The 26,549-nt window shown below is 38.2% G+C and carries 30 protein-coding genes; 10 read left to right on the forward strand and 20 right to left on the reverse strand.

The window, feature by feature from the left end:
- The first annotated feature begins 107 nt into the window (after positions 1–107).
- Positions 108–329, forward strand: a complete 222-nt coding sequence (locus tag ACYFX0_RS11420) for a DeoR family transcriptional regulator (RefSeq protein WP_000805512.1) — start codon at positions 108–110, stop codon at positions 327–329.
- 79 nt (positions 330–408) lie between these two features.
- Here ACYFX0_RS11420 and ACYFX0_RS11425 read toward each other — a convergent pair whose 3' ends face one another.
- Together ACYFX0_RS11425 and ACYFX0_RS11430 are read right to left on the reverse strand one after the other, a co-directional pair.
- On the reverse strand, positions 409–1,137 hold the full coding sequence (locus ACYFX0_RS11425) for a pseudouridine synthase (RefSeq protein WP_001234949.1): 729 nt from the start codon (positions 1,135–1,137) through the stop codon (positions 409–411).
- Between the two features lie 41 nt (positions 1,138–1,178).
- A complete protein-coding gene (locus ACYFX0_RS11430) occupies positions 1,179–2,831 on the reverse strand; it encodes a putative polysaccharide biosynthesis protein (protein WP_001284026.1) in 1,653 nt (550 codons plus the stop codon).
- A 293-nt stretch (positions 2,832–3,124) separates the two neighbouring features.
- Here ACYFX0_RS11430 and ACYFX0_RS11435 point away from each other — a divergent pair, with 293 nt between their 5' ends.
- Both ACYFX0_RS11435 and ACYFX0_RS11440 read left to right on the forward strand, forming a co-directional pair.
- Positions 3,125–4,396 carry a BaiN/RdsA family NAD(P)/FAD-dependent oxidoreductase gene (locus ACYFX0_RS11435; protein ID WP_000558871.1) on the forward strand — a complete coding sequence of 424 codons (1,272 nt, stop codon included), beginning with the start codon at positions 3,125–3,127 and terminating at the stop codon, positions 4,394–4,396.
- Between the two features lie 223 nt (positions 4,397–4,619).
- Positions 4,620–6,059 (forward strand): MDR family MFS transporter, encoded by a 1,440-nt coding sequence (locus tag ACYFX0_RS11440; protein WP_016077202.1) that lies wholly within the window; start codon positions 4,620–4,622, stop codon positions 6,057–6,059.
- A 38-nt stretch (positions 6,060–6,097) separates the two neighbouring features.
- On the opposite strand, the gene ACYFX0_RS11445 is transcribed toward ACYFX0_RS11440, so the two are convergent.
- Positions 6,098–6,421 (reverse strand): ArsR/SmtB family transcription factor, encoded by a 324-nt coding sequence (locus tag ACYFX0_RS11445; RefSeq protein WP_000098837.1) that lies wholly within the window; start codon positions 6,419–6,421, stop codon positions 6,098–6,100.
- Positions 6,422–6,853 carry an SRPBCC family protein gene (locus ACYFX0_RS11450; RefSeq protein WP_000437764.1) on the reverse strand — a complete coding sequence of 144 codons (432 nt, stop codon included), beginning with the start codon at positions 6,851–6,853 and terminating at the stop codon, positions 6,422–6,424.
- A 421-nt stretch (positions 6,854–7,274) separates the two neighbouring features.
- On the opposite strand from ACYFX0_RS11450, the gene ACYFX0_RS11455 reads away from it, so the two are divergent.
- Positions 7,275–7,502, forward strand: coding sequence for a DUF3973 domain-containing protein (locus ACYFX0_RS11455; protein ID WP_000498990.1), 228 nt, complete (start codon positions 7,275–7,277; stop codon positions 7,500–7,502).
- A gap of 34 nt (positions 7,503–7,536) precedes the next feature.
- Here ACYFX0_RS11455 and ACYFX0_RS11460 read toward each other — a convergent pair whose 3' ends face one another.
- Together ACYFX0_RS11460 and ACYFX0_RS11465 are read right to left on the reverse strand one after the other, a co-directional pair.
- Positions 7,537–7,719 carry a sporulation protein Cse60 gene (locus tag ACYFX0_RS11460; protein ID WP_000621752.1) on the reverse strand — a complete coding sequence of 61 codons (183 nt, stop codon included), beginning with the start codon at positions 7,717–7,719 and terminating at the stop codon, positions 7,537–7,539.
- 1 nt (position 7,720) lies between these two features.
- Positions 7,721–7,957 (reverse strand): DUF2553 family protein, encoded by a 237-nt coding sequence (locus tag ACYFX0_RS11465; protein ID WP_000533804.1) that lies wholly within the window; start codon positions 7,955–7,957, stop codon positions 7,721–7,723.
- A gap of 254 nt (positions 7,958–8,211) precedes the next feature.
- Between ACYFX0_RS11465 and ACYFX0_RS11470 the strand changes: the two genes are divergently transcribed.
- A complete protein-coding gene (locus ACYFX0_RS11470; protein WP_000451446.1) occupies positions 8,212–8,706 on the forward strand; it encodes a CarD family transcriptional regulator in 495 nt (164 codons plus the stop codon).
- A gap of 70 nt (positions 8,707–8,776) precedes the next feature.
- Here ACYFX0_RS11470 and ACYFX0_RS11475 read toward each other — a convergent pair whose 3' ends face one another.
- From ACYFX0_RS11475 to ACYFX0_RS11505, 7 genes are all read right to left on the reverse strand, one after another.
- A complete protein-coding gene (locus tag ACYFX0_RS11475) occupies positions 8,777–9,562 on the reverse strand; it encodes a glucose 1-dehydrogenase (protein WP_000286680.1) in 786 nt (261 codons plus the stop codon).
- Between the two features lie 13 nt (positions 9,563–9,575).
- Positions 9,576–10,433: a glucose uptake protein GlcU gene (glcU, locus tag ACYFX0_RS11480; protein WP_000350863.1), complete on the reverse strand. Its 858-nt coding sequence runs from the start codon at positions 10,431–10,433 to the stop codon at positions 9,576–9,578.
- A gap of 79 nt (positions 10,434–10,512) precedes the next feature.
- Positions 10,513–10,926 (reverse strand): DUF3888 domain-containing protein, encoded by a 414-nt coding sequence (locus tag ACYFX0_RS11485; RefSeq protein ID WP_000717657.1) that lies wholly within the window; start codon positions 10,924–10,926, stop codon positions 10,513–10,515.
- A 93-nt stretch (positions 10,927–11,019) separates the two neighbouring features.
- Positions 11,020–11,253: a molybdopterin converting factor subunit 1 gene (gene moaD, locus ACYFX0_RS11490; protein WP_000621773.1), complete on the reverse strand. Its 234-nt coding sequence runs from the start codon at positions 11,251–11,253 to the stop codon at positions 11,020–11,022.
- Positions 11,254–11,255: 2 nt separating this feature from the next.
- On the reverse strand, positions 11,256–11,720 hold the full coding sequence (gene moaE, locus ACYFX0_RS11495) for a molybdopterin synthase catalytic subunit MoaE (RefSeq protein WP_000185947.1): 465 nt from the start codon (positions 11,718–11,720) through the stop codon (positions 11,256–11,258).
- Positions 11,717–12,238, reverse strand: a complete 522-nt coding sequence (gene mobB / locus ACYFX0_RS11500) for a molybdopterin-guanine dinucleotide biosynthesis protein B (protein ID WP_016077198.1) — start codon at positions 12,236–12,238, stop codon at positions 11,717–11,719. Before mobB ends, moaE begins: the two co-directional genes overlap by 4 nt.
- Positions 12,202–13,491, reverse strand: coding sequence for a molybdopterin molybdotransferase MoeA (locus ACYFX0_RS11505; RefSeq protein ID WP_460270510.1), 1,290 nt, complete (start codon positions 13,489–13,491; stop codon positions 12,202–12,204). The genes mobB and ACYFX0_RS11505 overlap by 37 nt, the downstream gene beginning before the upstream one ends.
- A gap of 83 nt (positions 13,492–13,574) precedes the next feature.
- Here ACYFX0_RS11505 and moaC point away from each other — a divergent pair, with 83 nt between their 5' ends.
- Positions 13,575–14,060, forward strand: a complete 486-nt coding sequence (gene moaC, locus ACYFX0_RS11510) for a cyclic pyranopterin monophosphate synthase MoaC (RefSeq protein ID WP_000094146.1) — start codon at positions 13,575–13,577, stop codon at positions 14,058–14,060.
- A 37-nt stretch (positions 14,061–14,097) separates the two neighbouring features.
- Here the strand turns inward: moaC and ACYFX0_RS11515 are convergent, their stop codons facing one another.
- From ACYFX0_RS11515 to ACYFX0_RS11540, 6 genes are all read right to left on the reverse strand, one after another.
- Positions 14,098–15,111, reverse strand: coding sequence for a molybdopterin-synthase adenylyltransferase MoeB (locus tag ACYFX0_RS11515; protein ID WP_001158115.1), 1,014 nt, complete (start codon positions 15,109–15,111; stop codon positions 14,098–14,100).
- A 16-nt stretch (positions 15,112–15,127) separates the two neighbouring features.
- On the reverse strand, positions 15,128–16,141 hold the full coding sequence (gene moaA, locus ACYFX0_RS11520; protein ID WP_001157112.1) for a GTP 3',8-cyclase MoaA: 1,014 nt from the start codon (positions 16,139–16,141) through the stop codon (positions 15,128–15,130).
- Positions 16,142–16,341: 200 nt separating this feature from the next.
- Positions 16,342–19,188 carry a BclA-related collagen-like exosporium protein gene (locus ACYFX0_RS11525; RefSeq protein WP_460270513.1) on the reverse strand — a complete coding sequence of 949 codons (2,847 nt, stop codon included), beginning with the start codon at positions 19,186–19,188 and terminating at the stop codon, positions 16,342–16,344.
- Between the two features lie 116 nt (positions 19,189–19,304).
- Positions 19,305–19,628, reverse strand: coding sequence for a hypothetical protein (locus tag ACYFX0_RS11530; RefSeq protein WP_001110864.1), 324 nt, complete (start codon positions 19,626–19,628; stop codon positions 19,305–19,307).
- A gap of 20 nt (positions 19,629–19,648) precedes the next feature.
- On the reverse strand, positions 19,649–19,873 hold the full coding sequence (locus tag ACYFX0_RS11535) for a spore germination protein (RefSeq protein ID WP_000538719.1): 225 nt from the start codon (positions 19,871–19,873) through the stop codon (positions 19,649–19,651).
- Between the two features lie 78 nt (positions 19,874–19,951).
- Positions 19,952–20,257, reverse strand: a complete 306-nt coding sequence (locus ACYFX0_RS11540; protein ID WP_000141224.1) for a rhodanese-like domain-containing protein — start codon at positions 20,255–20,257, stop codon at positions 19,952–19,954.
- Positions 20,258–20,454: 197 nt separating this feature from the next.
- Here ACYFX0_RS11540 and ACYFX0_RS11545 point away from each other — a divergent pair, with 197 nt between their 5' ends.
- Complete coding sequence (locus tag ACYFX0_RS11545) at positions 20,455–20,637, forward strand: hypothetical protein (RefSeq protein ID WP_000051780.1); 183 nt, start codon at positions 20,455–20,457, stop codon at positions 20,635–20,637.
- Positions 20,638–20,686: 49 nt separating this feature from the next.
- On the opposite strand, the gene ACYFX0_RS11550 is transcribed toward ACYFX0_RS11545, so the two are convergent.
- Entirely contained in the window at positions 20,687–21,811 is a 1,125-nt protein-coding gene (locus ACYFX0_RS11550) for a homoserine O-acetyltransferase family protein (protein ID WP_247727578.1), read from the reverse strand.
- Between the two features lie 152 nt (positions 21,812–21,963).
- Here ACYFX0_RS11550 and ACYFX0_RS11555 point away from each other — a divergent pair, with 152 nt between their 5' ends.
- The 3 genes from ACYFX0_RS11555 to ACYFX0_RS11565 are packed head-to-tail and all read left to right on the forward strand — an operon-like array spanning position 21,964 to position 26,511.
- Complete coding sequence (locus ACYFX0_RS11555) at positions 21,964–24,345, forward strand: spore germination protein (protein WP_460270516.1); 2,382 nt, start codon at positions 21,964–21,966, stop codon at positions 24,343–24,345.
- Positions 24,346–24,361: 16 nt separating this feature from the next.
- Complete coding sequence (locus tag ACYFX0_RS11560; protein WP_000049049.1) at positions 24,362–25,456, forward strand: spore germination protein; 1,095 nt, start codon at positions 24,362–24,364, stop codon at positions 25,454–25,456.
- Positions 25,432–26,511, forward strand: a complete 1,080-nt coding sequence (locus tag ACYFX0_RS11565; protein WP_000416067.1) for a Ger(x)C family spore germination protein — start codon at positions 25,432–25,434, stop codon at positions 26,509–26,511. Before ACYFX0_RS11560 ends, ACYFX0_RS11565 begins: the two co-directional genes overlap by 25 nt.
- Positions 26,512–26,549 lie beyond the last annotated feature (38 nt).

Genomic DNA, 26,549 nt, shown 5'->3' on the forward strand with positions numbered 1-26,549 from the left:
AAATTTAAGTAGATTAAAGCATGAATTTTATCATGTAGAGTACAATGGTAGTAACGACCTTCTTTCCTGAATGGGGTCAAAAAAACTAGTAGAGGAGTGGTTTTCTCTTGAAACCTACAACTACTCGTATGCTAACACGCATTAAATCAATTTATATGTACATCAATGAAAACGGAACGGTAACGACGAAAGACCTTGTAGATGAGTTCGGGATCACACCGCGAACGATACAACGTGATCTAAATGTGTTGCAGTTTAATGAACTCGTGTATAGCCCTTGCCGCGGTAAGTGGACAACAACAGGAAAGAAAGTGAGAATGACCTCATAACAAAAAATAATTGTATGTAAATAAATACATACCCCTTTCTAACTATTAGAAAGGGGTCTTTTCTGCGCCTATAAAGGTACTACTTTTCAGTATCTACTTGATATGTTTTTAACATTTCTACTTCTTCATCTGTTAGCTCTCGGTATTGTCCAAGTTCTAGTTCTTCATCTAATACTAACGGACCCATCTCCGTTCTCTTTAGGTAGACTACTTTTTTCCCTACCGCTTCAAACATACGCTTCACTTGATGGAATTTCCCTTCTGTAATCACAAGCTCAATTTCGGAAATATCATCGCTTTTCAATATTGTAAGCGTACCTGGTTTTGTTTCATAGCCATCGTCTAAGATAACACCTTTAGCAAACTCTTTTACATCCTCTTCTGTTACTACTCCTGCAACGTGTGCATAATATTTTTTCGGCACATGCTTTTTCGGGGATAATAATTGATGTGATAACTTCCCATCATTTGTTATCAATAAGAAACCTTCCGTATCGATATCAAGTCGTCCAACTGGGAACGGATCAAAGATTGCATCTTCTAATTCTAATAAATCTATTACTGTTTCATGATTATCATCTTCCGTCGCTGAAATAACACCTTGTGGTTTATGCATCATTAAGTAAACAAACTCTTTGTATTCCACAACTTCACCGTGAATCATAACTTCTTGCTCTTCTACATTTACATGAACTTTCGCATCTTTTACTGGCGTTCCATCAATTTTCACAACGCCATCTTTCAATAATTTCTTTACTTCTTTTCTACTTCCATATCCCATATTCGCTAATAATTTATCTAATCTCACGCTTTTCACCTTCTTTATTTATCATAGAAAAGGGGACGTAATTACGCCCCTCTTGATTTCAACTTTATTTTAAATCTACTACCAAGTTTACGTTGAATTTTATCTAATGCTTCTCCGCCAAATACTCTTTCAAGTACTCCTGTGCGAATTGCTAACAATCCGTAAACAAGACCACCAATACCTGCACAAATCGCAACTGTTATAAGAGCACCAATACGGCCATCAGGCGAAATCATGAAGGATAGAAGCCATTGTGATAGTTTTACAGCAACGACCATTATAAGTGTCAGTACTGCAATTTGGAATGTTCTTTTATATACAACACCGAATGAATAGTGTGCGTATTTTTTAATTTGTCGATTTGTATACCAAACAGAAGCTAAGAAACCAACTGCGGTCGCTAGAATTGCTCCTACTGTACCGAAATAACGAATAAAGATTACGTTACATACAAATTTCAAAATAACACCCATAATAAGCGCGACAATTGCATGCTTTTGCTGATTAATCCCTTGAAGAATTGCCGCTGTTACTGTAAATAAAGCAAATAACAATGCAACTGGTGCATACCACATTAATACTTGTCCACCTAATGGATCTGAGTCATAGAAAGCAGTGTAAATTGGATATGCAAGTGTTGAAATACCGATAACTGCTGGCAATGTTAAAAACATATTTGCCTGGAATGTTTGTGTAATTTGTAATTTCAAATAGCGGTATTGTTTTTCAGTAAATGATTTTGTAATTGCTGGTACAAGCGTTAAACTAAACGCTGTTGCAAGTGATACAGGAATCATAATTAACTTATGCGTCCACATTGTGAAAATACCCAGCGCTCGCTCTGCGATATCACCTTGACCAATCGCCTGCATAATTGAGTTAAATGTCAATGTATCAATTTGTTGATATAAAGGAATTGTTAACCCAATTACAACGTAAGGAATCGCATATGCGAATAACTCTTTAAACAATTGAACAGTACTTACTGTTGATTCTGGTACAGTTTGTTCAATTAAATATTGATCCAAATATTTTTTACGTTTTAACCAGTACCAAATTAACACACCGAGTGCTCCAACCGCTGAAACGAACGCAGCAAATGTCGCTACTCCAACTGCTGTTGCAACTGTACCGCCAAGTACTTTAATAACGATAAAACTACCTGCTAATAAAAAGACGATACGAATAATTTGTTCAATAATTTGTGAAACGGTAGTTGGTCCCATAGACTGGTGACCTTGGAAATAACCACGAATTAAACTCGCTGCTGGTACAACAATAAGTGCGAAACTTACAAGACGAATGATCGTCGTAACTTCTCCTACATTATTGTGTATACTTTGTTTACCAAGCATCGCTTCTGCAAACAACGGTGCCGTCATGTACAGTACTAGGAACGAAAGAACTCCTGTTACTATCATCATAACCATTCCCGAGCGGAACATTCTCCGGCTCGTTTTATAATCGCCAAGCGCATTATATTTGGAAACAAATTTTGAAACAGCAAGCGGCACACCTGCCGTTGCGATACTTAAAAAGATCGTATATGGAATGTATCCATATGTATAGAGCGTTCCGCCTTCTGTACCTACTAATGCATGAAACGGGAAGACGTAAATCATGCCTAAGAACTTTACTAAAAATGTCCCTAGCGTAACAATAAGCGTTCCGCGCAGAAATTTCGAATCGGACATACAAAAATCCTCCTACATCTACATAAAATGAAACTTTAATCAGTGGGGTGTTCTTCTCCACTGATTATTAGTTGAACCATTCGAGCATTTACAGGCTAACAGACTCCCTATTTACTTCTCCTAAATCTTGAGGTTTTAGTCTTATCACCTACAAATAGCAGGATAGTGCTGAACTCTAACTTTTGTATTGTACCACAATTCTCTCATTAAGCAGTACTTCACTCTATTTTTCTTTTAACGGAAAACATGCTATTCTTTTAGGCAGGAAATGTAGAAAATGAGGTCGATATATTATGCATTATGATGTTATTGTCATCGGCGGCGGTCCTTCTGGGCTAATGGCTGCAATTGGTGCTGCAGAAGAAGGCGCAAATGTCTTGCTTCTTGATAAAGGAAATAAACTTGGGCGTAAACTTGCGATTTCTGGTGGCGGACGCTGTAACGTAACGAACCGTCTACCACTTGATGAAATTGTTAAACATATACCAGGAAACGGTCGCTTCTTATACAGCGCTTTTTCTCTTTTTAATAATGAAGATATTATTACATTCTTCGAAAATCTTGGTGTTAAATTGAAAGAAGAAGACCACGGTCGCATGTTCCCCGTGTCAAACAAAGCGCAATCTGTTGTAGATGCACTTTTAACACGATTAAAAGACTTAGGTGTAAAAATCCGTACAAATACACCTGTTGAAACGATTGAATATGAAAATGGTCAAACGAAGGCAGTTGTACTGCAAACAGGCGAAGTGTTAGAAACAAATCATGTCGTTATCGCTGTTGGCGGAAAATCCGTTCCTCAAACTGGTTCCACTGGAGACGGATACGCTTGGGCTGAAAAAGCAGGTCATACAATTACAGAATTATTCCCAACAGAAGTACCTATCCTGTCAAACGAGCCGTTTATACGTGATCGCTCATTACAAGGTCTTGCTTTACGTGATATAAACTTAAGCGTATTAAACCCGAAAGGAAAAGCTATCATTTCTCACAAAATGGACATGCTCTTCACTCATTTCGGCCTATCTGGTCCTGCTGCTCTTCGCTGTAGTCAATTCGTCGTGAAAGCACTGAAAAAGTTTAAAACGAACACAATACAAATGAGTATTGATGCATTGCCAGAGGAAAATAGTGAGCAACTATTTCAGCGCATGCTGAAACAAATGAAAGAAGATCCGAAAAAAGGAATTAAAAACGTTTTAAAAGGTTATGTCCCTGAACGTTACTTCCTATTCTTATTAGAAAAAAATGAAATTGACGGTAGTGAACAAGCTGGACAAGTTTCTCACGAAAAGATTCGTGCACTTGTGAAAGACTTTAAAGAGTTTACTGTGAATGTAAATGGTACGCAGTCAATTGAAAAAGCATTCGTTACTGGCGGAGGTGTATCCGTGAAAGAAATTAATCCGAAAGAAATGTCTTCTAAATTCACGAACGGCTTATATTTCTGCGGAGAAGTTCTTGATATCCACGGTTATACTGGTGGTTATAACATTACATCAGCCCTCGTTACTGGTAGAATTGCTGGAACGACAGCTGGAGAAAACGCGAAAATGCAATATTAAAAAAGAAACAGGGATTCCTGTTTCTTTTTTAATATTGCCATGAAATCATTATCGGCGATTCTACAACTTATATCGGCGATTTCTCAAATATATCGACTTACCGACAAGAAGCGACAAACATCTGCTCCATGTAACTTTCCATTGCTTTTTTGTTGCTTTATATACCTTAGTACCTTTATATTTTATATTGTTGAATATTTAAAAAAGGGTAAGGGGAAAACAAATGAGAAAAAAAGTCATGATGTCTTTAATGTTAATGACGTTTCTTTCTGCGGTAGAAGGAACGATTGTTAGTACAGCAATCCCTCGTATAACGAGTGATTTGTCAGGCGTCGAACTTGTTAGTTGGGTATATGCAATTTATATGCTTGCAACAGCTGTTTCGACTCCAATATACGGAAAGCTCGCTGATTTATTCGGCCGTAAAAAAGTTTTAATGATCGGAGCTACAATCTTTTTAGTCGGTTCTGCACTTTGCGGAGTCGTTACATCGATGGAACAATTAATTTTCTTCCGCGCTCTTCAAGGTATCGGTGCTGGTGCTGTTATGCCAATCACAATGACGATAATTGGAGACTTATATAGCGAAGCGAAAGACCGCGCGAAAGCACAAGGTTGGATGAGTGCCGTTTGGGGTGTATCCGGTGTTATCGGACCGTTAGTAGGTGGATTTTTAGTTGATTCCCTTTCTTGGCGCTATATTTTCTTCTTAAACGTTCCATTTGGAATTATCGCTTGCTTAATGATTGCAATTTACTACAAAGAATCTATTAAGCCCGCTAAACACCATATCGATTATCTTGGTGCAACAGTTTTTTCATTAAGTACAATCGCTCTACTATATGCATTATTAACAGGTAGCAGTAAGCAAAACTGGGGAGACATGACAATTATCGGCCTATTAATCTTTGCCGCTATTTCATTCATTATTTTCTTGTTCATCGAGAAAAAATCTCCGGAACCATTAATTCCTTTAACACTTTTCTCTAACCGTACATTATCTACGATAAATATATTAACTCTTATTGCTGGCGCAATGATTATTAGTATTACAATGTACCTACCAATCTGGAGCCAAGGTGTATTAGGAAAAAACGCTACAGAAGCTGGACTTATTTTAATGCCAATCCCTGTTATGTGGACATTTGGCGCTATTTTCTCTGGTAACTTAGTAGGCAAATTAAAAACGAAACAAATCATTTTACTTGGGGCTAGCATTTTATCAGTCGCTACGTTCTTATTATTTACACTATCAACCAATTCACCATCGTTCCTTATTTATGTAGCAGTTGGATTATTCGGCTTAGGAATGGGGCTTGTGACACCAATTTACATGGTAACAATTCAAGCAGCAGTCCCAGCTCATACACGCGGAACAGCTGTTGGTTTAAACACATTTATTAATACATTTAGTCAAACGTTAGGTGCTGCAATATTCGGTACAATCTTCAATACGATGATTCACGCACGTGGTATTAAAAATCTTGATCTTGTATCTGGTGGACATGGCGGTACTACAGCAAACGTAGTAACCGAATCACAATCCGCATTAGCATCAAGCGTACACGTCATTTATATGAGCACTTTCGTATTAGCAATATGTACATTAATTATCGCTTGGATTTTATTAAAGCCAGCTACACAAACAAGTGAGCAACAATAAAAAGGATGACCATTTTGGTCATCCTTTTTACATAACATCTACTCTTCATTCTCCACAATATGTTTCAGCATGGATAATTTATTATCCCAAAAACGCTCATAATACGAGAGCCACTGTTGTAATTCTTCTAATGGTTCTGGATGCAAACGATATATCTTCTCTCTTCCGCTTTTTCTTCCACTTACTAAATTCGCTTCCGAAAGAATATGAAGGTGCTTTACAACCGCAGTACGACTCATCGGGAAATGATCCGTTATTTTGGAAATCGGTAACTCTTTGTCACTTAATAACCGTATTACTTCTCGGCGGGTTGGATCAGCAATTGCTTGAAATACATCATATTTCGCTGCTGACGAGGACACTTAGCCTTCGACAACCTTTTTCAGTTTTTCATTTACAATCGCTACCCAACCACCGCTCATTCTATCGCGAATAATAGAGCTCTTCGCATTTGCTTTCGGAAGAATTTCATCAGGATGTTTCCAGCCGCCGTGAATTAACGTAAATTCTGTTTTGTTATCTCCTAAGTCTTTCAAATTAAATGAAACAATCCAGCCATCTGTATCCCATGAGAAAGATAAATGGTTTGGCTCATCAATTTCTAACACTTTACATGGTGATGGCCCAAATGGTGATTGCACATGAAATTCATGTCCTACCTCTAATACAAAATCATTTGGCATAAACCATGACGCAATCCCTTCTGCAGTTGATACTACACTCCATACCTTTTGAATAGACGCGTTAAAAACGATTGTTTGTTTAATATCATTTAATGTATTTTGTTGTTCCATTTTCATTCTCCTTTACTCCGCGTTATAACATAACACCTTTTGGTTATGCTTTGATGATATAACACCTTTTGGTTTCATGTCAACGCTAATTCTTTTACTGTTGAGAAATTCTCAACATTTTTTCAACAGGACAAACACCCTCTTAGCATTTCCTCATAATATACTCACAAAGGCAATACAAAATAAAAACTTCTCTCAACATGAAACTCCATCATTCATATTGAAAGAAGTGCCTTACTTATATCATGCGTACTTCGTCTCTCCTCCTTCCCTCAGGGACAATACGCGAGATATGACAAATCAGAAGGAATATGCCCACCATTTGAGTAGGTAGTTATTTCTCTTCTCCTCAACATTTCCTTAGGAGCGAAATGACTACCGACTCACTTTTTTCAAACAAAATAAAAAGGGGTTGAACGCTATGTTCTATTGCATTAACTGCTCTGATATTCATCATGAAAAACATCCGAATGATAAAGTATTCAAAAACGGTTTTTATATTGATCCATTTTTAGGTGATCGTTATCACCTTGGTATGTGTAAAGATGCCCAAAATCACGAAACAGGTGAGCCTCTTTTAACGACAAAGAAATCAGGCACAACCCAATCTATTATGAACGTATTACCGACACATGTTGTCCCAACATAAAACATAAAAAAGAGCTGGCTCATCCAGCTCTTTTTTATGTTTTATAAACGATCATTGCTGAAAAACAATAAATTTGGTTTTCATCGTCGTTAATGGAAACACCAACTTGGTACTTAATATCTACAAAGTTGCTATCATCAATCTTTTTCAAAAAAACATTCACAGCGTCTTCTAAGTCTTTTTCGTGACTTTCATCAAACACTTTCACACGAATCATGTTAACACCATCCTAGATCGCAGCCCTCCGCCGCTTGATTATTGCCACGGTGCGTATCTATGATGCGATAAAACTTTCCATTCTCATATATATATCCGTCTTCTAACACATATTTTTTATCTTCAGTATAGACATAAAACTTACCTATCATAAATTTACTCGTATATAATTCCAAATAATTTGGTCTAAATTTAGCTACAACTTTATTTGTAATATCAATTTTTATTGTGCGCCCCACCTTCTCTCCCTCCTTTGCAAAGAACGGATTTAGGTATATTGTATTAGCGCTTTTACATTTTATGCTTAAAAATAAGTGGATATGCCTTCTTTCTTCACCTGTACTATTTTTCTAAAAAAATCACTATAAATAAAATCCCCAAAAAAACATAAAAAAAGCACTTTACCTTATTGACTCGAATATAAATATTATGTTATTATATAAAATTTGACATTTTTACATACGTATGCTATCATTAAAAGTGGTTACCACATATGGAGGTGGATGATTTGTTTCAAATTGGTGATAAAATCGTTTATCCAATGCACGGTGCAGGAATTATCGAAGCAATTGAAGAGAAAGAAATATTAGGTACTTCACGTCAATATTGTGTGATACGCATCATTAGTAAAGATATGCAAGTAATGCTTCCGATGGAACAATTAAAAAAATCAGGTATTCGTTATATCGTTGATCGAGGTACGTTAGATGATATACTTCTTGAATTTCAAAACGGGGAGTCAGACCCATCACTCTCATGGAAACAAAGATATACAATGAATATGGAAAAAATGAAAAATGGCAATTTACAAGATAGCGCAGAAGTGGTTCGGGATTTACTTCGCCGTAATAAAGAGAGAACATTAAATGCGAGCGAAAAACAAATGCTAGATAATGCCCGAAAAATGATGATTAGCGAAGTCGCGCTCGTACAAAATGTTACTGAACATCAAGCAACAGAATTTCTTCAAGATACAATTAATCATTAAATTTAAAATAGCTGAACGCTATTTTTTTTGTAAAAAGGACAAAGAGATAAAACTCTTTGTCCTTTTCATATTACCCACGCCCAGCTTGAAACGATGGATATAACGTCATTCCACCATCTGCAAATAGCGTAATTCCCGTTACATAACTCGCCTCTGAAGAAGCAAGCCAAGTTGCTACTGCTGCAATTTCTTCAGGTTTTCCAATATAGCCCATCGGTATCATACTTTCTACGTCAGCACGCTGCTTTGGATCAGCAAATTTTTCTGCATTTATCGGCGTATTAATTGCACCTGGCCCAATATTATTTACTCGAATACCTTTTGACGCATATTCTAGCGCTAACGTTTCTGTCATCAGTTTAATACCACCCTTACTTGCTGCATAGTGCACAAATAGTGGCCACGGAATTTTCTCATGAACACTAGACATATTAATGACAGACCCTTTAATATCATGTTCTACAAAATATTTAATCGCTTCACGACTTCCTAAAAAAGCACCTGTTAAATTTGTATTAATTACCCTATTCCAATCTTCAAGCGGCATTTCATGCGACGGTACCGCGTTTTCTATCCCTGCATTATTAATCATAACGTCAAGCGTACCAAACTCTTTCACAGCAGATTGAATGAGATTCACAACATCTGATTCGACCGTTACATCACCTTTTACAGCAATCGCTTCGCCGCCTACCTTTTTAATTTCTTCTAACACACCATTTGCTTCTGATTCTCGTGAGCGATAATTAATAACCACTTTCGCTTTTTCCTTAGCAAACCTCACTCCCATCGCTCTTCCGAGACCAGTTGCTGATCCTGTAATAACGACAACTTTCCCTGCTAAATCACTATACATTTCTATACCTCCTTTAACTTTTGGCTATACCTAACATAATTCCGGCTGCAATAATAAAAACGATACCGACAACGATACCCGTTAATTGGCGTTTCGTTTTCTTTTCACCTAATATAAGAATCCCACCAAGCGTGGAAATAATAATTCCCATTTGCGATAGCGAGAAACTTGTTGCGACTCCAACACGCGGCTGCGAAATGAATAAAAACATATTTCCAGCTGCCCAAATTAATCCTGGAATAATATTTCGGATTGCATATTTATTAAATGGCTGATGTTTAAAGGTAAGCAAAATCCCACCTAACACCATACCAACTGCTTGTGGCAACAAAGCTGACCAACCATCTACGTTAAATAGTCTAATCACTACTACGTAAACTAAATAACCGACTGTTGAAATTAATAAAATTACGATACCTCTTTTAAAGTTTGCTGCTTGCTCTGCATTTTTTTCTTCTTCACTTTGAAGCGATGTTAAAATAACACCGATAATAATACAAACGAGCGCTAAAATCCCAAGGACGACCGATATTGTCGTGGACCATTCATGAAATACGATAACGCCAAATAAAGTCGTCGCAACTAATTGAAGTCCTGTTGAAATTGGCATCGTCCTCGAAACACCCATTAAATCAATACTTTTTAATTGATTCGCCTGACCAAGCGCCCAAAATAAACCTGAAACAACTCCAACTCCAATAACGGTAGGTGTTAATACTGGCTTCATAAAAATATAAACAACAATTGAGAAAATAAGTGCTCCAAACGTTGTTCCGAGCGTTTGACTATACGGTCCCCCGCCCAGTTTTACATTAAATAGCACAATACTTCCCCAAAATATAGCTGGTAAAATTGCTAAAAATATATCCATCGCCCATTACCTTTCTCTGTAAAATGTCATAAATTGAAACTTTAATCATCCCGCAAAATAGCGGAATAAGTTACCACTCTCAATCATTAGAATGAGCTTTCATTTTTTCTTTTTTGCGAGCACAAATCTTTTCTACAACATCATTAGAAACATTCTTTTCTCGCTCCACATTTTTTACCTTTATATGATCTAAATAATCCTCCAAAGTAAGTGTAACTTTGTCATTTGGGGGATTATGCGCCCCTTGAAAAGTAAGAAATTGTAGCGTCACTTCAAATCTAGGAACAAATTCATCTTTCCTGCCGAGACGCTTTATATTTATAACTGAATCACATTCATATTGATCTTTTGTCACTTGTCTAATAACCGAATAGTACCTATTCAATAAAGCACTCTCTAAAAGCTGTTCCCTTGATTCTTTCGCGAAAGAATCACTTGGAGAAGAGAAAAAGATAGAACATATCACTGTAATAATTACACATATTTTTTTCATAACGTCCTCCTTATCCTATAAGTTAGTGTTCTCAAAAACGCCATAAAAAAACGACTTCCCCTACTTAGGAAAGTCGTTTTAATGAATCCAATATTAACCACCACTCACTGGTGGAATTAGTGCAACAACATCACCAGATTGGACCCTGTCATCTTCATTTGCGTATTCTTCATTAATCGCAACCATAATTGGCTCTGAAACTGGTACATTATATTCTTTCGCAACAACATCTTTTAACTCTGCAACCGTAATATTTTCTTTCTCTATTTGTAATTCACTTGTCCCTGCTTCTTCTTGCAAGTGCGCAAATAACAATACTCGAATCATACTTATAGCTCCTTCCCAGGCTCTCCCGCCGGATATGGTGTTTTTTCTAATTGATCACCAATCCATGAGTCACCATCTTCCCAAAACTCCTTTTTCCAAATCGGAACAATTTGTTTTATGCGTTCCATAATATATTCGTTCGCTTCATAAGCCGCTTTACGGTGTGGTGTTGAAACAGCAACAACAACCGCTATATCAGAAATTTGCAACGTACCGATGCGATGTGTAATCGCAACATATGTATCCGGCCATTTCTCTTTCACTTCCAGGCCAATTTTCTCTAGCATCTTTTCTGCCATCGTCTTATAAGCAACATACTCTAAGTATAATGTACGACGCCCTTTCGTAAACTCTCTAACGGTTCCAATAAATGTTGTAACAGCACCGCATTCACGTCGAATCACTTTCTTCGTTACCTCTTCAATCGAGATTTCTGTATTAATTACTTCATAATATGTATTTGTCATTTCGCACTCCTAACCGTTTGTAAAAACCAGTCTATGTACAACTCTTCTTCTGTTATATGAAATACTTTATATTCTTCTCGTATATTTGCCGGGGCATCATACCACGTAATAATCGCTACTATATTTTCCACTTTATGTAAAAGCTCAACGTCTTCCGCAGAACGAAGTAACACTACTTTCGGGTAGTTCTCTTTTTTATAGCCCTCTATTAAAATTGTATCCACTTCAAAAAACTCATATAAGCGAATAATTTCTTGCAAGGACCATTTCTTTCTTAGTGAAGAAAGTGAAAGCAATCCAGCACCTTCTACACTACTTACGACAGCACCAGCTTTACGGTGTCTTTCGCTATCTTTTTGCGCTACTTCTGGAAAACCTCCGTGCCCGTGATGTTTAATGGTAGCAACCTTCATTTTCCGTTCAGCTAATGCATGCACTATTTTCTCCACAAGCGTTGTTTTTCCGCTATTTTGATATCCTACTATTTGTAAGATTGAAGTGGCTTTGCCCATGGCCAATCACATCCCTCAGAGTGCTCTAACAATAATACAGATACTTTCATCCCGGTCTCAAATCCTCTCGTTCCTCCAGGTAACACAATAAAAGCATTCGCATCTGCAAGTGAAGATACTGCACTCGATTTATCTAAACCGACCGGCATCGCTTGTAACGCCCCGTCCACAATCGTTACGTTTGCTCTTACGAAACGAGTAAATGGATTTGGCTTTGGAAAATCTTTTTGTAAAATAGCATCCGCTCTATATACGTGAGGTTCCTTCGCATACAAATACGTTTTTATAATTGGTTGCACAAATAATTCAAAGCCTACATAACAAGCAGACGGATTTCCTGATAAACCGAAAAGTAACTTCCCATCAAATTCAGCTACTGTCGTTACACTTCCAGGTCTCATGGCTATTTTATTAAAGAGTACATTCGCCTGTAACCTTTCATAAATAGCTGGTAAGTAGTCATAATCTCCTACCGATACACCGCCGGTTGTAATTAAAATGTCGACCTCATCCATCGCTAATTGAATAGCTGTAAAACATGCATCTAACTCATCCGCGAGTTGACCATAATAACGAACTTTCCCGCCAGCTTTCATAATTTGAGCTGCGATCATATACGAGTTACTATTTCTAATTTTCCCCGGTTCTAACGGCTCATGTACTTCTAATAATTCACTCCCTGTCGTTACAATACCGACAACAGGCTGTTTTATAACTTTCACAGTGCTATATCCAAACGTTGCTAGTAAGGCCGCAACTCCTGGATTAATTGCCACACCTTTCTTAACGAGAACTTGATTTTGTTTTATATCTTCTCCTTTAAACGACACATTGTCACCGTTATTAAAAGGGCGTTTTAACTTCATATATGTTTTTCCGTTCTTCTCAAATCCTTCTGTCAGCTCTAGCATTACAACTGCATTGCAATCTTCTGGAATAGCTGCTCCTGTCATAATTCGAATCGCTTCAAAAGCTCCTACTTCTTCTAAAAAAACAGAACCCGCCCCGATCTCTCCTATTACTTCAAATTCAACTGGATTCTCTTGGGTTGCTCCTTTCGTATCTTCTGCTTGAATGGCGAAACCGTCGTAAGGGGAACGATCAAAATGAGGAACGTCATGATCTGAGACAACATCTTCCCCGAGAATTCTCCCGTAACTTTCCGTAATAGAAATTTCTTCTACTTCACCATGCTTCGCATATTTCATTACCCGTTCTACTGCTTCAGCAACTTGAATTGAAATTCGTTTTTCTACCATCGTTTCTCACCTCATATTTGCAATTTTTTTTATCTCGATTAAACTTTATGTATTCAATAGAAATTACTTCAAGGAGGAATTCCATGTCTTCATTTACACATTTTAATGACCAAGGACGCGCAAAAATGGTTGATATAAGCGACAAAAAAGCAACCGTTCGAACAGCAATTGCGTGCTCTAGCATTGTCGTTACGAAAGAAATTTACGATAAAATCTCTCACAATGAAATTGGGAAAGGTGACGTATTAGCAGTTGCGCAAATCGCAGGCATTATGGCTGCGAAACGAACTTCTGATATTATCCCAATGTGCCATCCTTTATTATTAAAAGGTGTTGACGTTTCTTTTGATTGGAAACAATCAGAAGAACAATATCGTTTACTCATTGAAGTAAAAGTTAAAACAGAAGGTAGCACCGGTGTTGAAATGGAAGCTTTAACAGCTGCTTCCGCTACCGCTCTTACTGTGTATGATATGTGTAAAGCTGTCGATAAAGGTATGATTATCGGCGAAACATACTTACTTGAAAAAACAGGTGGAAAAAGTGGAGATTATACGAGAAATTCATAATCCTCTCTCCGTTGAACCTAAAGGATTTCCTTTAGGTTCAACCTATATATCTTGCATATAAACTTTTCGCTACATTCATATCATTCGTCCCATGAATGAACGCCCTGCCATCTGTAAATAAAACAAAACGATATTCTTCTACCGGAAATGATAATAGATAAGGTGTCGCCTTTATCTCTACACTTCTTTGTAAGCGCTTTTTAATTTCTTCTAAATTAAAATTCTTCCGCACACCCGGACGAATTTGTACTGTATTTCGCCCACATAACACTTCTGTTTTTGTTTGTGCTTCAAATGTTAAACTCGGATATGTACGTAACCTTCCGCAAGATAAACAAGTATCTTTTTTCTGCCTATTCACTTTAAATGCCATCTGTTGATTATTCCAAAGATCAAATGATAACATCGTTTCACGAAGCGCCCCAAAGTCTTCTACTAATATTTTCAGCGCTTCCGTAATTTGATGCGCAACTACTAATTGTACTGCCGGTTGTATAATACCAGCTGTGTCACATGTTGCTCCGCTCGCCGGATGCTCCATTAAACAGCGAAAACACGGTGTTTTCCCTGGTAAAATTGTATACGTTACTCCGTAACTTCCGACACACCCACCATATATCCACGGAATATTATACTTTTGTGAAATATCATTAATAAGAAGACGCGTTTCAAAATTATCTGTCGCATCTAATATTAAATCTACATCACGCACTAGCTCTTCCATTTCTTGCACCGTTACATCCGTCACAACTGGATTTATTTCCACCTCAGAATTAATCGCTTGTAAATGTTCTGCAGCCGCTATCGCCTTCGGTTTATACTGCTTTGCATCTTCTTCCGTATATAGTTGTTGTCTTTGTAAATTACTCCATTCTACATAATCACGATCAGCAATCGTTACTTTTCCAACACCTGCTCTAACAATCGCTTCTGCATTTGCCGCACCGAGAGCACCAGCACCAATAATAAGCACATGCTTCTCTCTTATTTTTCTCTGTCCTTCTTCTCTAACACCAGAAAATAATATTTGTCTTGAATATCGCTCCTGCATGCGATAGCCCCCTTTCTTATCCTCCTATATAAGACATTTCGATTTTCGGACGATTTTTTGCACTTTCTTCTGTCCGTTCATCCGAATACCTATCTTTTCTATTCATCCATACATCTTGTATAACACTTAATAACTCCTCATCCGAAAGATTTCCTCTAAGAAGTTCTCTTACATTCAAACCCTCTGTCGCAAATAAGCACGTATAAAACTTTCCATCTGCCGAAATTCTTGCCCTCGTACAAGAGGCACAAAATGACTCAGAAACAGATGTAATAAAACCAACTTCAACATTTGTTCCAACGTACCGATATCGCTTCGCAACTTCACCAAAGTAATGGACTTCAGCTGGCTCAAGCGGATACACCTTATGAATCATCTCAATCAATTCTCGTTTTGTAACCACTTGATCAAAATTCCACCCATTTGTACTACCAACATCCATAAACTCAATAAACCTAAGCGTGATTCCTTGCTCTTTAAAATACGCAGCCATCGGAAGTACTTGATGATCGTTCATCCCTTTTTTCACAACCATATTTACCTTTACTTCCAGCCCCGCCTCTTTAGCTGCTATAATTCCCTTAATCACCGGTTTCGTATTAATATTTCGACCATTAATATTCCTAAATATGTCGTCATCTATCGCATCTAAACTAACATTCACTCTATGTAATCCAGCTTCTTTTAATGCCTTCGCTTGTTTCGTTAAATGAATAGCATTTGTCGTTAACCCTATATCTATTAGCCCATCAATTTTCACGAGACGTGCAATCAGTTTTGTTAAATCTTTACGAAGCAGTGGCTCACCGCCAGTAATTCTAATTTTTCGTACACCGATGTTAACAAATAATTTTGCCAAACGCTCAATTTCATCAAAAGTTAGTAAAAACTCATCTTTCAAAAAAGCATAATCTGGCCCAAATATTTCCGCCGGCATACAATATGTACATCTAAAATTGCAACGATCAATGACAGATATACGTAAATCTTGAAGTGGGCGTCCAAAAAAATCTTTAACCATCTCCTGCATCGCCACCCTCCCTTTCTGCCAAATTTCTTTCTTTTCATTCTATTATAATATATTTTCGGACTGCGATGTTTTTGCCCAAGTGAATAAAGTGAAACTTTAAATAATTAGAGGGTATCCACTCCCCCTGGTTAACGAGGTTTACTTCCAGATACAGGGATAAAAAAACCTTGAAACATAAAAGTTTCAAGGTTTTCTGCTTATTAACTTAATCTAATAATCGTTAGAGTAGCCCCTGGCGTTGCCGTAGATAATGTAGCCAACGCAATTACTCCAAATAATTGTAAACTAACTGCAGCTCCAGCAGGCAAGTTAGCGATTATTGTTGCACTAAATGAACCTGCAGCCACTGCCGGAGAGTTTATCGTTCCCGCAAGCGGACTGCCATTTACAGTTATACGGGAACTTACAAGTAATCCTGCCGTTAAATTAATTGTATAGGCTATATAATAGTTTCCTGCATTCGCAACTGTAAATACAGTATTTCCACCACTAACGGTTATTCCTGGTCCAATATTTTGATTGTTTGGTAACGGAATATTCGTGCCACCTAACAAAACAGAAATAATACTTCCTGATGTATTATTCGCAAATGCATATGTTGCAGTTGTACTGACTCCAGTCGCCCCGGTCGCTCCTGTTGCTCCGGTTGCTCCAGCTCCGGTTGGACCAGTTGGACCTTGGATTCCTTGTGAACCTGTTGGACCTGTATTTCCAGTTGGTCCTTGGGAACCTGTTGCTCCAGTAGCCCCTGTTGGGCCTTGGATTCCTTGCGGGCCTTGAATTCCTTGTAGACCTGTCGCTCCTGTTGCTCCTGTAGCTCCCGTTGGGCCTTGTATCCCTTGAACTCCTTGGGGACCTTGTGCTCCCGTTGCCCCTGTGTCCCCTGTAGGACCTTGGGGACCTTGCAATCCTTGCACACCTTGTGGACCGGTTGGACCTATCTCTCCTTGTACCCCTTGTATTCCTGTTGGGCCTTGAGGACCGGTCGGACCTTGGATCCCTTGAATTCCTTGAATCCCCTGTGGGCCTTGTGCTCCCGTGGCTCCGGTTGCTCCTTGAATCCCTTGAGGGCCTTGTTCCCCTTGAATTCCTTGGGGACCGGTTGGACCTTGGATTCCTTGCGGGCCTTGGATTCCCTGTGGTCCTTGATCTCCTGTCGCCCCAGTTACTCCTTGTATCCCTTGCGGACCTTGTATCCCTTGCGGACCAGTTGGACCAATATCTCCTTGTACACCTTGTATTCCTTGAGGACCTTGTAACCCTGTCACTCCGGTTGCTCCCGTTTCTCCTGTCGCTCCTGTCACTCCAGTTGAGCCTGTCGCACCAGTATCCCCTGTTACTCCTGTCGCACCAGTTGCTCCTGTCGGGCCAGGTGGTCCACCCGATGGACCAGTTACTCCCGTCGGACCTGATGGCCCTGTTGGGCCGGACGGTCCTGCTGGTCCTCCAGAAGGTCCCGTTACCCCTGTTGCTCCCGTTATTCCAGTTGGGCCTGTAGTTCCTTCCCCTGTCGCCCCTGTTGCTCCCGTATCTCCTGTGGCCCCCGTAGGACCTTGTATTCCTTGAATTCCTTGTGGACCTTGCACTCCTTGGGCTCCCGTTGCTCCTTGAATGCCTTGTATTCCTTGAACTCCTTGTGGCCCCATTGGACCGGTTGGACCAATCGCCCCTTGAGCACCTTGCACTCCTTGGGGACCCTCTGGACCTGTTGCTCCTATTTCCCCTTGTATCCCTTGAATTCCAGTTGCTCCTTGTACTCCTGTTGCTCCCGTTATCCCTTGCACTCCTTGGATTCCCTGTATTCCTTGTGGACCTTCTGGACCTGTTGCGCCTACCGGTCCTTGAATGCCTTGTATCCCTTGCGGCCCCTCCGGACCCGTTGCTCCAGCTGGCCCTGGTACTCCTTGGATTCCTTGCGGGCCCTGAAGTCCCTCTGGGCCTTCTGGACCTGTTGGTCCTATATCACCCATCGGACCTTGTATCCCTTGAACACCTTGTGGTCCTGTTGCTCCTGATGGACCTGGTACTCCTTGAATACCTTGTGGACCTTGATCTCCTGTTGCCCCTGTCGCTCCTTGAGGTCCTATAGTCCCCTGTATACCTTGTGGACCTTGATCTCCTGTTGCTCCTGTTACTCCTTGAATCCCCTGAACCCCTTGGATTCCTTGTTCACCAGTTATTCCTGTCGGACCAGGAATACCTTGAATCCCCTGCGGTCCTTCTGGACCTGTTGGGCCAATTGGCCCTTGAATACCTTGTATTCCTTGCAAGCCCTGTGCTCCCGTACTTCCAGTCGGACCTGTAGTTCCCGTTTCTCCTGTTACACCTGTACTTCCTGTAGCCCCAGTATCCCCCGTTGCTCCAGTCGCACCTGTACTCCCACTCAGTCCGCCACCCGGACCTGTCGCACCAGTTGGCCCCGTCGGGCCAGGAGGTCCTCCAGATGGTCCAGTTATCCCAGTTGGGCCTGTTATTCCAGTCGGACCTGTTAGCCCCTGACCCGTTGCTCCGGTTGCACCTGTATTTCCACTCGGTCCTTGTGTTCCTTGTGCTCCTTGTATTCCTTGTGGACCAGTTGCACCCGGTAACCCTTGGACGCCTTGAATTCCTTGAGGTCCCTCAGGTCCTGTCGCTCCAATTGGCCCTTGCAATCCCTGTACCCCTTGTATACCTTGTGCCCCAGTCGCTCCCGTTGGACCAATCGGACCTTGTAACCCTTGCACACCTTGAGGTCCTGTCGCTCCAGTTTCTCCTTGTGGTCCTCTCAATCCTTGTGCTCCCTGCTGCCCTTCTGGTCCAGTTGCACCTATTGGTCCAACTGGACCTTGAATCCCTTGCACACCTTGAGGTCCAGTCGGACCCATCTCTCCCATTGGACCTTGAAATCCTCTCGGTCCTTGCGGTCCAGTCGAACCTTGTGGACCTGTTGGACCAGTAATCCCTATACCCGTAAATCCAGTTGGAACAGGAGGAAAAGTAGGACCAATAAGTTCTGGTGGAATTCTAAAATTAGATTGTTGTTTCCCTTTATTATCACGATTCTTCACACTTTCACCACCTACAAACCGTCTTTTTCATAATAAATAAACCTCTTCTTAATCTATTTACAAAAATAATCTCCAAGACTATTTTTATTTCAAATAAATAAAACTCCCTTAATTCCTTAAGGGAGTCCTGCAATTGAATCCATATTATCTGTATTAGGGACAGCTTGCGCTATACCCGATGTATTTACACTTTGCCCCATATTTGTTCCTGTTACAGTACCAGCAGGGGTGCCCCTTGTATATGTCGTCGTCACCGAATCTCCCGGCTGTAAACAAAGCTTCGTTTCTGTCCCTATTACTGTAACAACATCAATCCAAGTACACCCCATTGAACCACTATACGATTTCGTAGCAGTAAATGAAGTATCACTCAAATTATCACCTGTAAATATATTCCCAGTATTATTAACAATAACAAACTCTTTTATATGCGCAGGCATAATTACACTCTACCTTTCCTTTATGAACCTAACGTACGTGTACTCGTTGCCAAAGGCGGAAGAAATACCGATGTTCTAATCACCGCTTCTGGCTGTCTTTTTCCATTTAAAAAAATAGCCGCACTCGATCCTCCAGCTCCTGCATATACTTTCGCCACAGCTAAAGGCGAGATATCATAACAGTCACCAACATTAACAGCTCCTGTATTATTAATAATTTTTACTTTACGCAAATTAACCCCCATTTACCCCTCCTCCTTTTTTATACTGTATGCAAAAGAAAAAAACTTGAAACAGACTCGTTTCAAGTTTTTAACTATTAACTATTTCGTTTCACCTTCATATTGAAGCATACCGCCAACCATGTTCACTGTTTTAAATCCTTGCTCATTTAAATAATGACATACATTTTCACTGCGCATTCCTGAACGACAAATAAAGATATATTCATTCTCTTTATTAAAGAAGTCTACTTTATGTGGGATATCGCCCATTTTAATATGTACAGCTTCTGGAATCTTTCCTGCCGCTACTTCTTCATCTTCTCTTACGTCTACTAGAAATAACGTTTCTCCATTTTCTAAACGCACTTGTACCTCTTCTGTAGTAATTGTTTTAACTTCTGTCATATGTAGTTCCTCCTTATATACAATAAAACCTTTAGTTTCTTTTCCACAAACATTCTCTACCAATTTTAGCATGCAAAAGAAAGAACGCAAAGAATCGAAAAGCTATTTCTCAATTTTCTCGCAAAACTTATTCTTTACAAACATAACTAGCACATTGTATCCTCAATATACTTGTTTTATGAAAGGAGTCGATTAAAATGTCGCTTTTTCTTTTCATTATGGGCATTGTGTTCTTAATCGCTGCAATTATTGCACTTAGTATGCAAAATAATAAAAAGATAAAATCTCCCCAAGAAATGTCATTCTTATTTCTATTACTTAGTATAGCGTTCTTCGGCATAGCAATCGCTACATATATATTCCGTCTACAAATCATGTAAAAAAAGGTGCCTACTACACATATTGCACCTTTTTCACATAATTTATTTCCTACACAAAACTAGATACTTTCCGATTTAAAAATTCATAAACTTTCTTTTCAAATAAATGAATATCAAATGCTCCTGCCATATGCCCATTTATACTTTCTATCTCATACACTTCCGCATATTTTCCTTGTTTTTGCAAAATGTCTACCATTTTATAATTATAACGTGGCGGCTGAAGCAAATCTTGTTTGCACGGAATCATAAGTACATTCGCTTCTATGTTAGAAAGAGATTCTTCTAGTGAAGAAAACCCATGTGCAATATCATGCAATAAAACCGCCTTCGCAGTATACATCCATGAATTTGCATCTACTAACTCTATACTTCTATATGTCGCTTTATTTATCTCTTTTTCAAATGATGTTAATGTAGAAAACTTTTCATAAGGTTCTATATCTATACTATTACGAGGAAATGTCATTTCATAAAAATGCTCATCAAACGCGTTCATAAACATCATTCTATTTGCTAAATAAAGCCCCTTTATCGGCTGCTCTTCTCCATATTTTCCATCTTTCCAACTTGGATCTAGTTGAATTGCTTCAATCGCATTTTGCGCTACATTTACTGAGGTGATAATTGGATTTTGTGGATTCGTAATAACACCAATCATCCGCTCTACCATATGAGGATAGTGAATAGCCCATTGCTGCGCAATCATTCCTCCTGCTGAAGGTCCCATTACAGCGTGTAATCTGGAGATTCCTATATCTTTTATTAACTCATATTGCATACGAGCTACATCAAGAAATGTAAAAACCGGAAAATCCATTGCATATTCTTCTCCAGTTTCTGTATTAATTGATTTCGGTCCCGTTGTAATCACATATGGATTCTTCACCTGCACATTACAAAGATTGTCTGTACATATAACAAAATACTTATTTGTATCAATTGCTTTTCCAGGTCCAATGAGCCCATCCCACCAACCAGGCTCCTCATCATGCACTGTATATTTCCCCGCTGCGTGACTTGTTGCACTAAAGTAATGACAAATCAAAATTGCATTTGACCTTTCTCTATTTAACGTACCATATGTCTCGTACCCCATTTGAACAGGAATTTCCCTACCATTTTCAAACGTAAATTCTTTTAAAACAAACTTCTCCTTTTTTACAATTTGCACAGACTCTCCCTCTCCCCGTTATAGTATGAACTGCTTACTAAAGGTTTTTTTCTATGTAAACCAATCTCCTCCTTCTTTTCATAAATAAATGAATAATATACAAAATTAGCCACAAAATAGCACTATATTACACAATTAAAGAGGGCATACATATGATTTGGAATTGGTTTCGTAAGAAAAAAAAATCAAATACAACAGAGGCAAAAGAAGCCGATAACTGGGAGCAGCAGTCTAACAATCCAGATGACGATAACAAAGAACAGACTAGAAGTATGAAACATACTAAAGGTAAAAATAACGAGCAAGATGATGCTTCTCAAGAAAAACAACAAAACTCTAAGCAAGATGACTCTTCTCAAGAGAAACAGCAAAACTCTAAGCAAGATGACTCTTCTCAAGAAAAACAGCAAAACTCTAAGCAAGATGATTCTTCTCAAGAGAAACAGCAAAACTCTAAGCAAGATGACTCTTCTCAAGAAAAACAGCAAAACTCTAAGCAAGATGATTCTTCTCAAGAGAAACAGCAAAACTCTAAGCAAGATGACTCTTCTCAGGAGAAACAACTAAACTCTAAGCAAGATGACTCTTCTCAAGAGAAACAGCAAAACTCTAAGCAAGATGACTCTTCTCAGGAGAAACAACTAAACTCTAAGCAAGATGATTCTTCTCAAGATAAACAGCAAAACTCTAAGCAAGATGATTCTTCTCAAAGTAAGCAACAAAGCTCTAAACAAAATGATTCTTCTCAGAATAAACAACAAAGCTCTAAACAAGATGATTCTTCTCAAAGTAAGCAACAAAGCTCTAAACAAAATGATTCTTCTCAGAATAAACAACAAAGCTCTAAACAAGATGATTCTTCTCAAAGTAAGCAACAAAGCTCTAAACAAAATGATTCTTCTCAGAATAAACAACAAAGCTCTAAACAAGATGATTCTTCTCAAAGTAAGCAACAAAGCTCTAAACAAAATGATTCTTCTCAGAATAAACAACAAAGCTCTAAACAAGATGATTCTTCTCAAAGTAAGCAACAAAGCTCTGGAGGTAATAGTATTTATGACTTTACCAAACCAGAAAAAGACCGTATTCATTCTCTACAAGATTTAATAGAGAAACTTAAAAAGTCTAGTGATTTTATTAATTACCATACATCTGACGATGAAACGATGCCTTATTGGATTTCTTACTATCGCCCTTCACTTGATGGAGAGAAATTACAGAAATATTTAATGCCCACTCTTTTAGAGAAACCCTGTGCTTCTCTAGAACAACTAAAAGAACATATTCCGATGAGCGGCATTACAATTACGAACGATTTACAAAAAATTGAGGATATGGTTTTAAAGGGGCATGCGATTATTCAATTGAATCAGCAAGATCAAAAGTGTATGCTTGCAAACATTGCAATTGATAATTATCGTGCACCAACCCCTCCTTTAAACGAATCAACTGTTATTGGTCCGCAAGAAGGTTTTGTAGAGGATATTGATACAAACATTAATTTAGTTCGAAAACGTCTTCCTGTTTTAGATTTACAAACAAAAGAAATGATTATCGGCGAGTTTTCCAAAACAAAAGTTGTCATGATGTATTTAGACAACCTCGCTGAAAAAGATAATGTAGATTTTCTAGAAGAGTCATTACGCGCTCTTGAATATGATCAAATTAATGATAGTGCTTATTTACAAGAATTAATGGGTGAAAAATCGATTTTTCCTCTCTATATCAATACAGAGCGCACTGATAGAGTTACAAAAGCACTAATTGATGGGAAAATTGCAATTTTTGTTGATGGTTCACCAAATGTTCTATTAACGCCCGTATCATATTTCGATTTCTTTATTTCACCAGAAGATTATAATGTCTCTTGGCTATATGCAACATTTTCAAGAGTTTTACGACTTATCGCTGTCCTTTTCTCGATTTGTGCAGCTCCATTATATGTTGCCGTTTTAAATTATCATTATGAACTAATTCCAAGCGATTTGCTGGAAACATTGATTTTATCTCGAGCGCAAGTTCCATTCCCACCTTTAATTGAAGCACTGTTTTTGGAATTAGTTATTGATTTATTAAGAGAAGCCGGCGCAAGGTTACCGATGAAAGTGGGGCAAACACTCGGTATTGTGGGCGGTATCGTAATCGGGCAAGCATCTGTACAAGCTGGGTTAACGAGTAACATTTTATTAATTATCGTTGCACTATCAGCACTCGCTTCTTTTATTACACCTATTTATAAAATGGGTAACGCTGTTCGATTACTACGCTTTCCTTTTCTTATGTTTGCAGAAATAGGCGGATTGTTCGGGATTTCTCTTGGATTTATCTTCTTATTTACTCATCTATTCAGGCTTACTTCCTTACGTAAGCCGTACGCTTTGTTTTATCCGACAAGACAACAATCCGTTAAGGACTCTTGGATTCGTTTTCCTTTAACAATGATTGATACAAGAGATGTACAAGCAAGACCACAACATGTAAAAAAATCAGCAAAAGGGATTTCAACAAAACATAGATCGGACTTTGATGATTAAGAAATGAGGTGCATTGATGAGTAAAGTTCAAGAAAAATATCAAATATCTCCTATCTTTGTTTTCTTCTTAATTCACGGTGCACAATTTGGAGCTGGCGTTCTCGGCTTCGCTCGAATTATAGCAAAAGCCGCCGGATACGACGGCTGGATAGGAGTTCTCCTCACAGGAATTATCATTCATATTCTCATCTGGATGATGTATTATTCATTAAAAAATACAGAAGGAAACTTAATTGATTTACACAAACAGATTTTTGGAAAATGGATTGGAAATGGTATTAGTCTCATCTTTATGGCTTATTTTTTTATTGTAAGTATTTCTGTCGTTCGAACCTATGTCGAAATTATTCAAGTGTGGATGTTTCCTAGCGCATCCACCTGGATGCTCACTTTCTTTTTATGTTTAATAAGTTATTACATTATTTCATCAGGATTCCGCGTCATTACAGGAATTTGTGTTATTTCCGTTGGTGGAACATTAGGTTATCTTTTTCTAAGTCTTTTCATTTTGAAATTCTCACATTGGGATAATTTACTTCCAATGTTTTCACATTCTTTTACAGATATTTTGAAAGCAGCTCAACTATCCATTTATAGTATGACAGGATTTGAAATTTTCCTTATGGTTTATCCGTTTGTTAAAGAACCAGAAAAATCCCATAAATTTGCACAATATGGTGCATTATTCTCTAACTTCTTATATTTATTTAGTACCATTCTCGCTTTTACATTCTTTAGCGAAAAACAACTACTCAAAACAATTTGGTCTCAACTGTCCATGACACAAGTTATTAAGCTTCCTTTTATCGAGCGACTTGAGTATATTGCTATTTCCGGTTATGCTCTCGTTATTATTACAAGCTTTATTCTACCTTTATGGGCCGCTACTCGAGGAACACATGAAATCTTTCGTGTAAAACAACGAGGTATTTTAATTGCATTTATGCTTATCACCTTAGTTGTTTCACAACTTTTAACAAATAGGCATGATATTAATGATTTTATTAGCAATACATCTAAAGTTAGTTTTTGGCTTATATATGTATACATCCCAATTCTATTTATTATTGTGTGGGTGAAAAAAAAATGGAAAAAACCAAAAGAAAATTAATACTTCTTATTTGCATCAGTGTCTTCAGTCTAACTGGTTGTTTACAAAAAAATATTATTGATGATGTTCAGCTCATTCAAGGAGCTGCCTTCGATACAGCAAAAGATAATAAAGTAAAAGTTACATTTGTTTGTCCCATACAAAAAAAGGGAAATAAAGTTCAAGTTTATGAAGGAACAGGAAACGCAGTAAAACAAGTAAAGGCAGATACATCTTTGGAATCTTCGCAACCGTTCGCAAGCGGGCAAATGCGTGTTGCCTTATTCACAACAAAGATTGCTAAAAAAGGATTATCAACTTCCTTTGACACATTAATTCGTGATGTGAATATTGGTAACTCACTGTATGTTGGACTATTAGAAGGCAGTGGTACTGAACTATTTAAAGGAAAATATAGTACCTCTTACAATGTTGCGATTTATATAAAAAAAATGTTAGAACATAATATGGACACTGGGCCATTGCCAACTGACAATTTATATTTAGGTGCCTTCAGGTACTACCGTGAAGGACAAGATTCTTATATGCCTATCCTAAAAAAACATGGAGATAAAATAAAAATTACTGGTATTGGTCTTTTGAAAAAGGATAAGTTGGTCGGAACAATTAAGTATCACGATATGTTTGTTTTCAAAGGACTGCTAGAAAAGCACCGCTTGGACTCACATGAATTTAAAACAAATCCTGGCTATGCAATGATTAATAACATTCGTTCCGTTCCTACCTACGAAGTAAACATAAAAGATGGGAAACCTTCTTTCTATATTCACGTTAAGATGGATGCTCGTATTCAGGAGCTTTCTAGAAAATTTAATTTAGAAAACAAAAAAAATACAACAAAAATAGCCAAATCAATCGAAAAACAATTAGATGCAAAAGCTACAAAACTAATTAAACAGTTTAAATCTCTAAATGTTGATCCTCTTGCACTAGGAGCAAAATATAGACAACATTATCGCCCATTCAAATTAGAAGAATGGAGACAAATGTATAAAGATGTTCCGGTTCATATAAAATACACCGTAAATATTACAAATTCTGGTGTCATTGAATGAGAAATGATTGAACTCCTCTCTCCAGCATGATACAACGG

This window comes from Bacillus sp. NEAU-Y102 (assembly GCF_054788175.1).

Excerpts from the sequence above, each read along its gene's own strand:
- ACYFX0_RS11450 (WP_000437764.1), bottom strand. The coding sequence starts at position 6,853 with ATGGAACAACAAAATACATTAAATGATATTAAACAAACAATCGTTTTT.
- ACYFX0_RS11555 (WP_460270516.1), top strand. The coding sequence starts at position 21,964 with ATGATTTGGAATTGGTTTCGTAAGAAAAAAAAATCAAATACAACAGAG.
- moaC (WP_000094146.1), top strand. The coding sequence starts at position 13,575 with ATGTCTTCATTTACACATTTTAATGACCAAGGACGCGCAAAAATGGTT.
- ACYFX0_RS11535 (WP_000538719.1), bottom strand. The coding sequence starts at position 19,873 with ATGGGGGTTAATTTGCGTAAAGTAAAAATTATTAATAATACAGGAGCT.
- ACYFX0_RS11530 (WP_001110864.1), bottom strand. The coding sequence starts at position 19,628 with ATGCCTGCGCATATAAAAGAGTTTGTTATTGTTAATAATACTGGGAAT.
- moaA (WP_001157112.1), bottom strand. The coding sequence starts at position 16,141 with ATGCAGGAGATGGTTAAAGATTTTTTTGGACGCCCACTTCAAGATTTA.
- ACYFX0_RS11515 (WP_001158115.1), bottom strand. The coding sequence starts at position 15,111 with ATGCAGGAGCGATATTCAAGACAAATATTATTTTCTGGTGTTAGAGAA.
- ACYFX0_RS11565 (WP_000416067.1), top strand. The coding sequence starts at position 25,432 with ATGGAAAAAACCAAAAGAAAATTAATACTTCTTATTTGCATCAGTGTC.
- ACYFX0_RS11460 (WP_000621752.1), bottom strand. The coding sequence starts at position 7,719 with ATGATTCGTGTGAAAGTGTTTGATGAAAGTCACGAAAAAGACTTAGAA.
- moaD (WP_000621773.1), bottom strand. The coding sequence starts at position 11,253 with ATGATTCGAGTATTGTTATTTGCGCACTTGCAAGAAGAAGCAGGGACA.
- ACYFX0_RS11475 (WP_000286680.1), bottom strand. The coding sequence starts at position 9,562 with ATGTATAGTGATTTAGCAGGGAAAGTTGTCGTTATTACAGGATCAGCA.
- ACYFX0_RS11430 (WP_001284026.1), bottom strand. The coding sequence starts at position 2,831 with ATGTCCGATTCGAAATTTCTGCGCGGAACGCTTATTGTTACGCTAGGG.
- moaE (WP_000185947.1), bottom strand. The coding sequence starts at position 11,720 with ATGACAAATACATATTATGAAGTAATTAATACAGAAATCTCGATTGAA.
- ACYFX0_RS11435 (WP_000558871.1), top strand. The coding sequence starts at position 3,125 with ATGCATTATGATGTTATTGTCATCGGCGGCGGTCCTTCTGGGCTAATG.
- ACYFX0_RS11540 (WP_000141224.1), bottom strand. The coding sequence starts at position 20,257 with ATGACAGAAGTTAAAACAATTACTACAGAAGAGGTACAAGTGCGTTTA.
- ACYFX0_RS11470 (WP_000451446.1), top strand. The coding sequence starts at position 8,212 with ATGGAGGTGGATGATTTGTTTCAAATTGGTGATAAAATCGTTTATCCA.
- ACYFX0_RS11455 (WP_000498990.1), top strand. The coding sequence starts at position 7,275 with ATGTTCTATTGCATTAACTGCTCTGATATTCATCATGAAAAACATCCG.
- ACYFX0_RS11485 (WP_000717657.1), bottom strand. The coding sequence starts at position 10,926 with ATGAAAAAAATATGTGTAATTATTACAGTGATATGTTCTATCTTTTTC.
- ACYFX0_RS11505 (WP_460270510.1), bottom strand. The coding sequence starts at position 13,491 with ATGGTAGAAAAACGAATTTCAATTCAAGTTGCTGAAGCAGTAGAACGG.
- ACYFX0_RS11560 (WP_000049049.1), top strand. The coding sequence starts at position 24,362 with ATGAGTAAAGTTCAAGAAAAATATCAAATATCTCCTATCTTTGTTTTC.
- ACYFX0_RS11545 (WP_000051780.1), top strand. The coding sequence starts at position 20,455 with ATGTCGCTTTTTCTTTTCATTATGGGCATTGTGTTCTTAATCGCTGCA.
- ACYFX0_RS11440 (WP_016077202.1), top strand. The coding sequence starts at position 4,620 with ATGAGAAAAAAAGTCATGATGTCTTTAATGTTAATGACGTTTCTTTCT.
- glcU (WP_000350863.1), bottom strand. The coding sequence starts at position 10,433 with ATGGATATATTTTTAGCAATTTTACCAGCTATATTTTGGGGAAGTATT.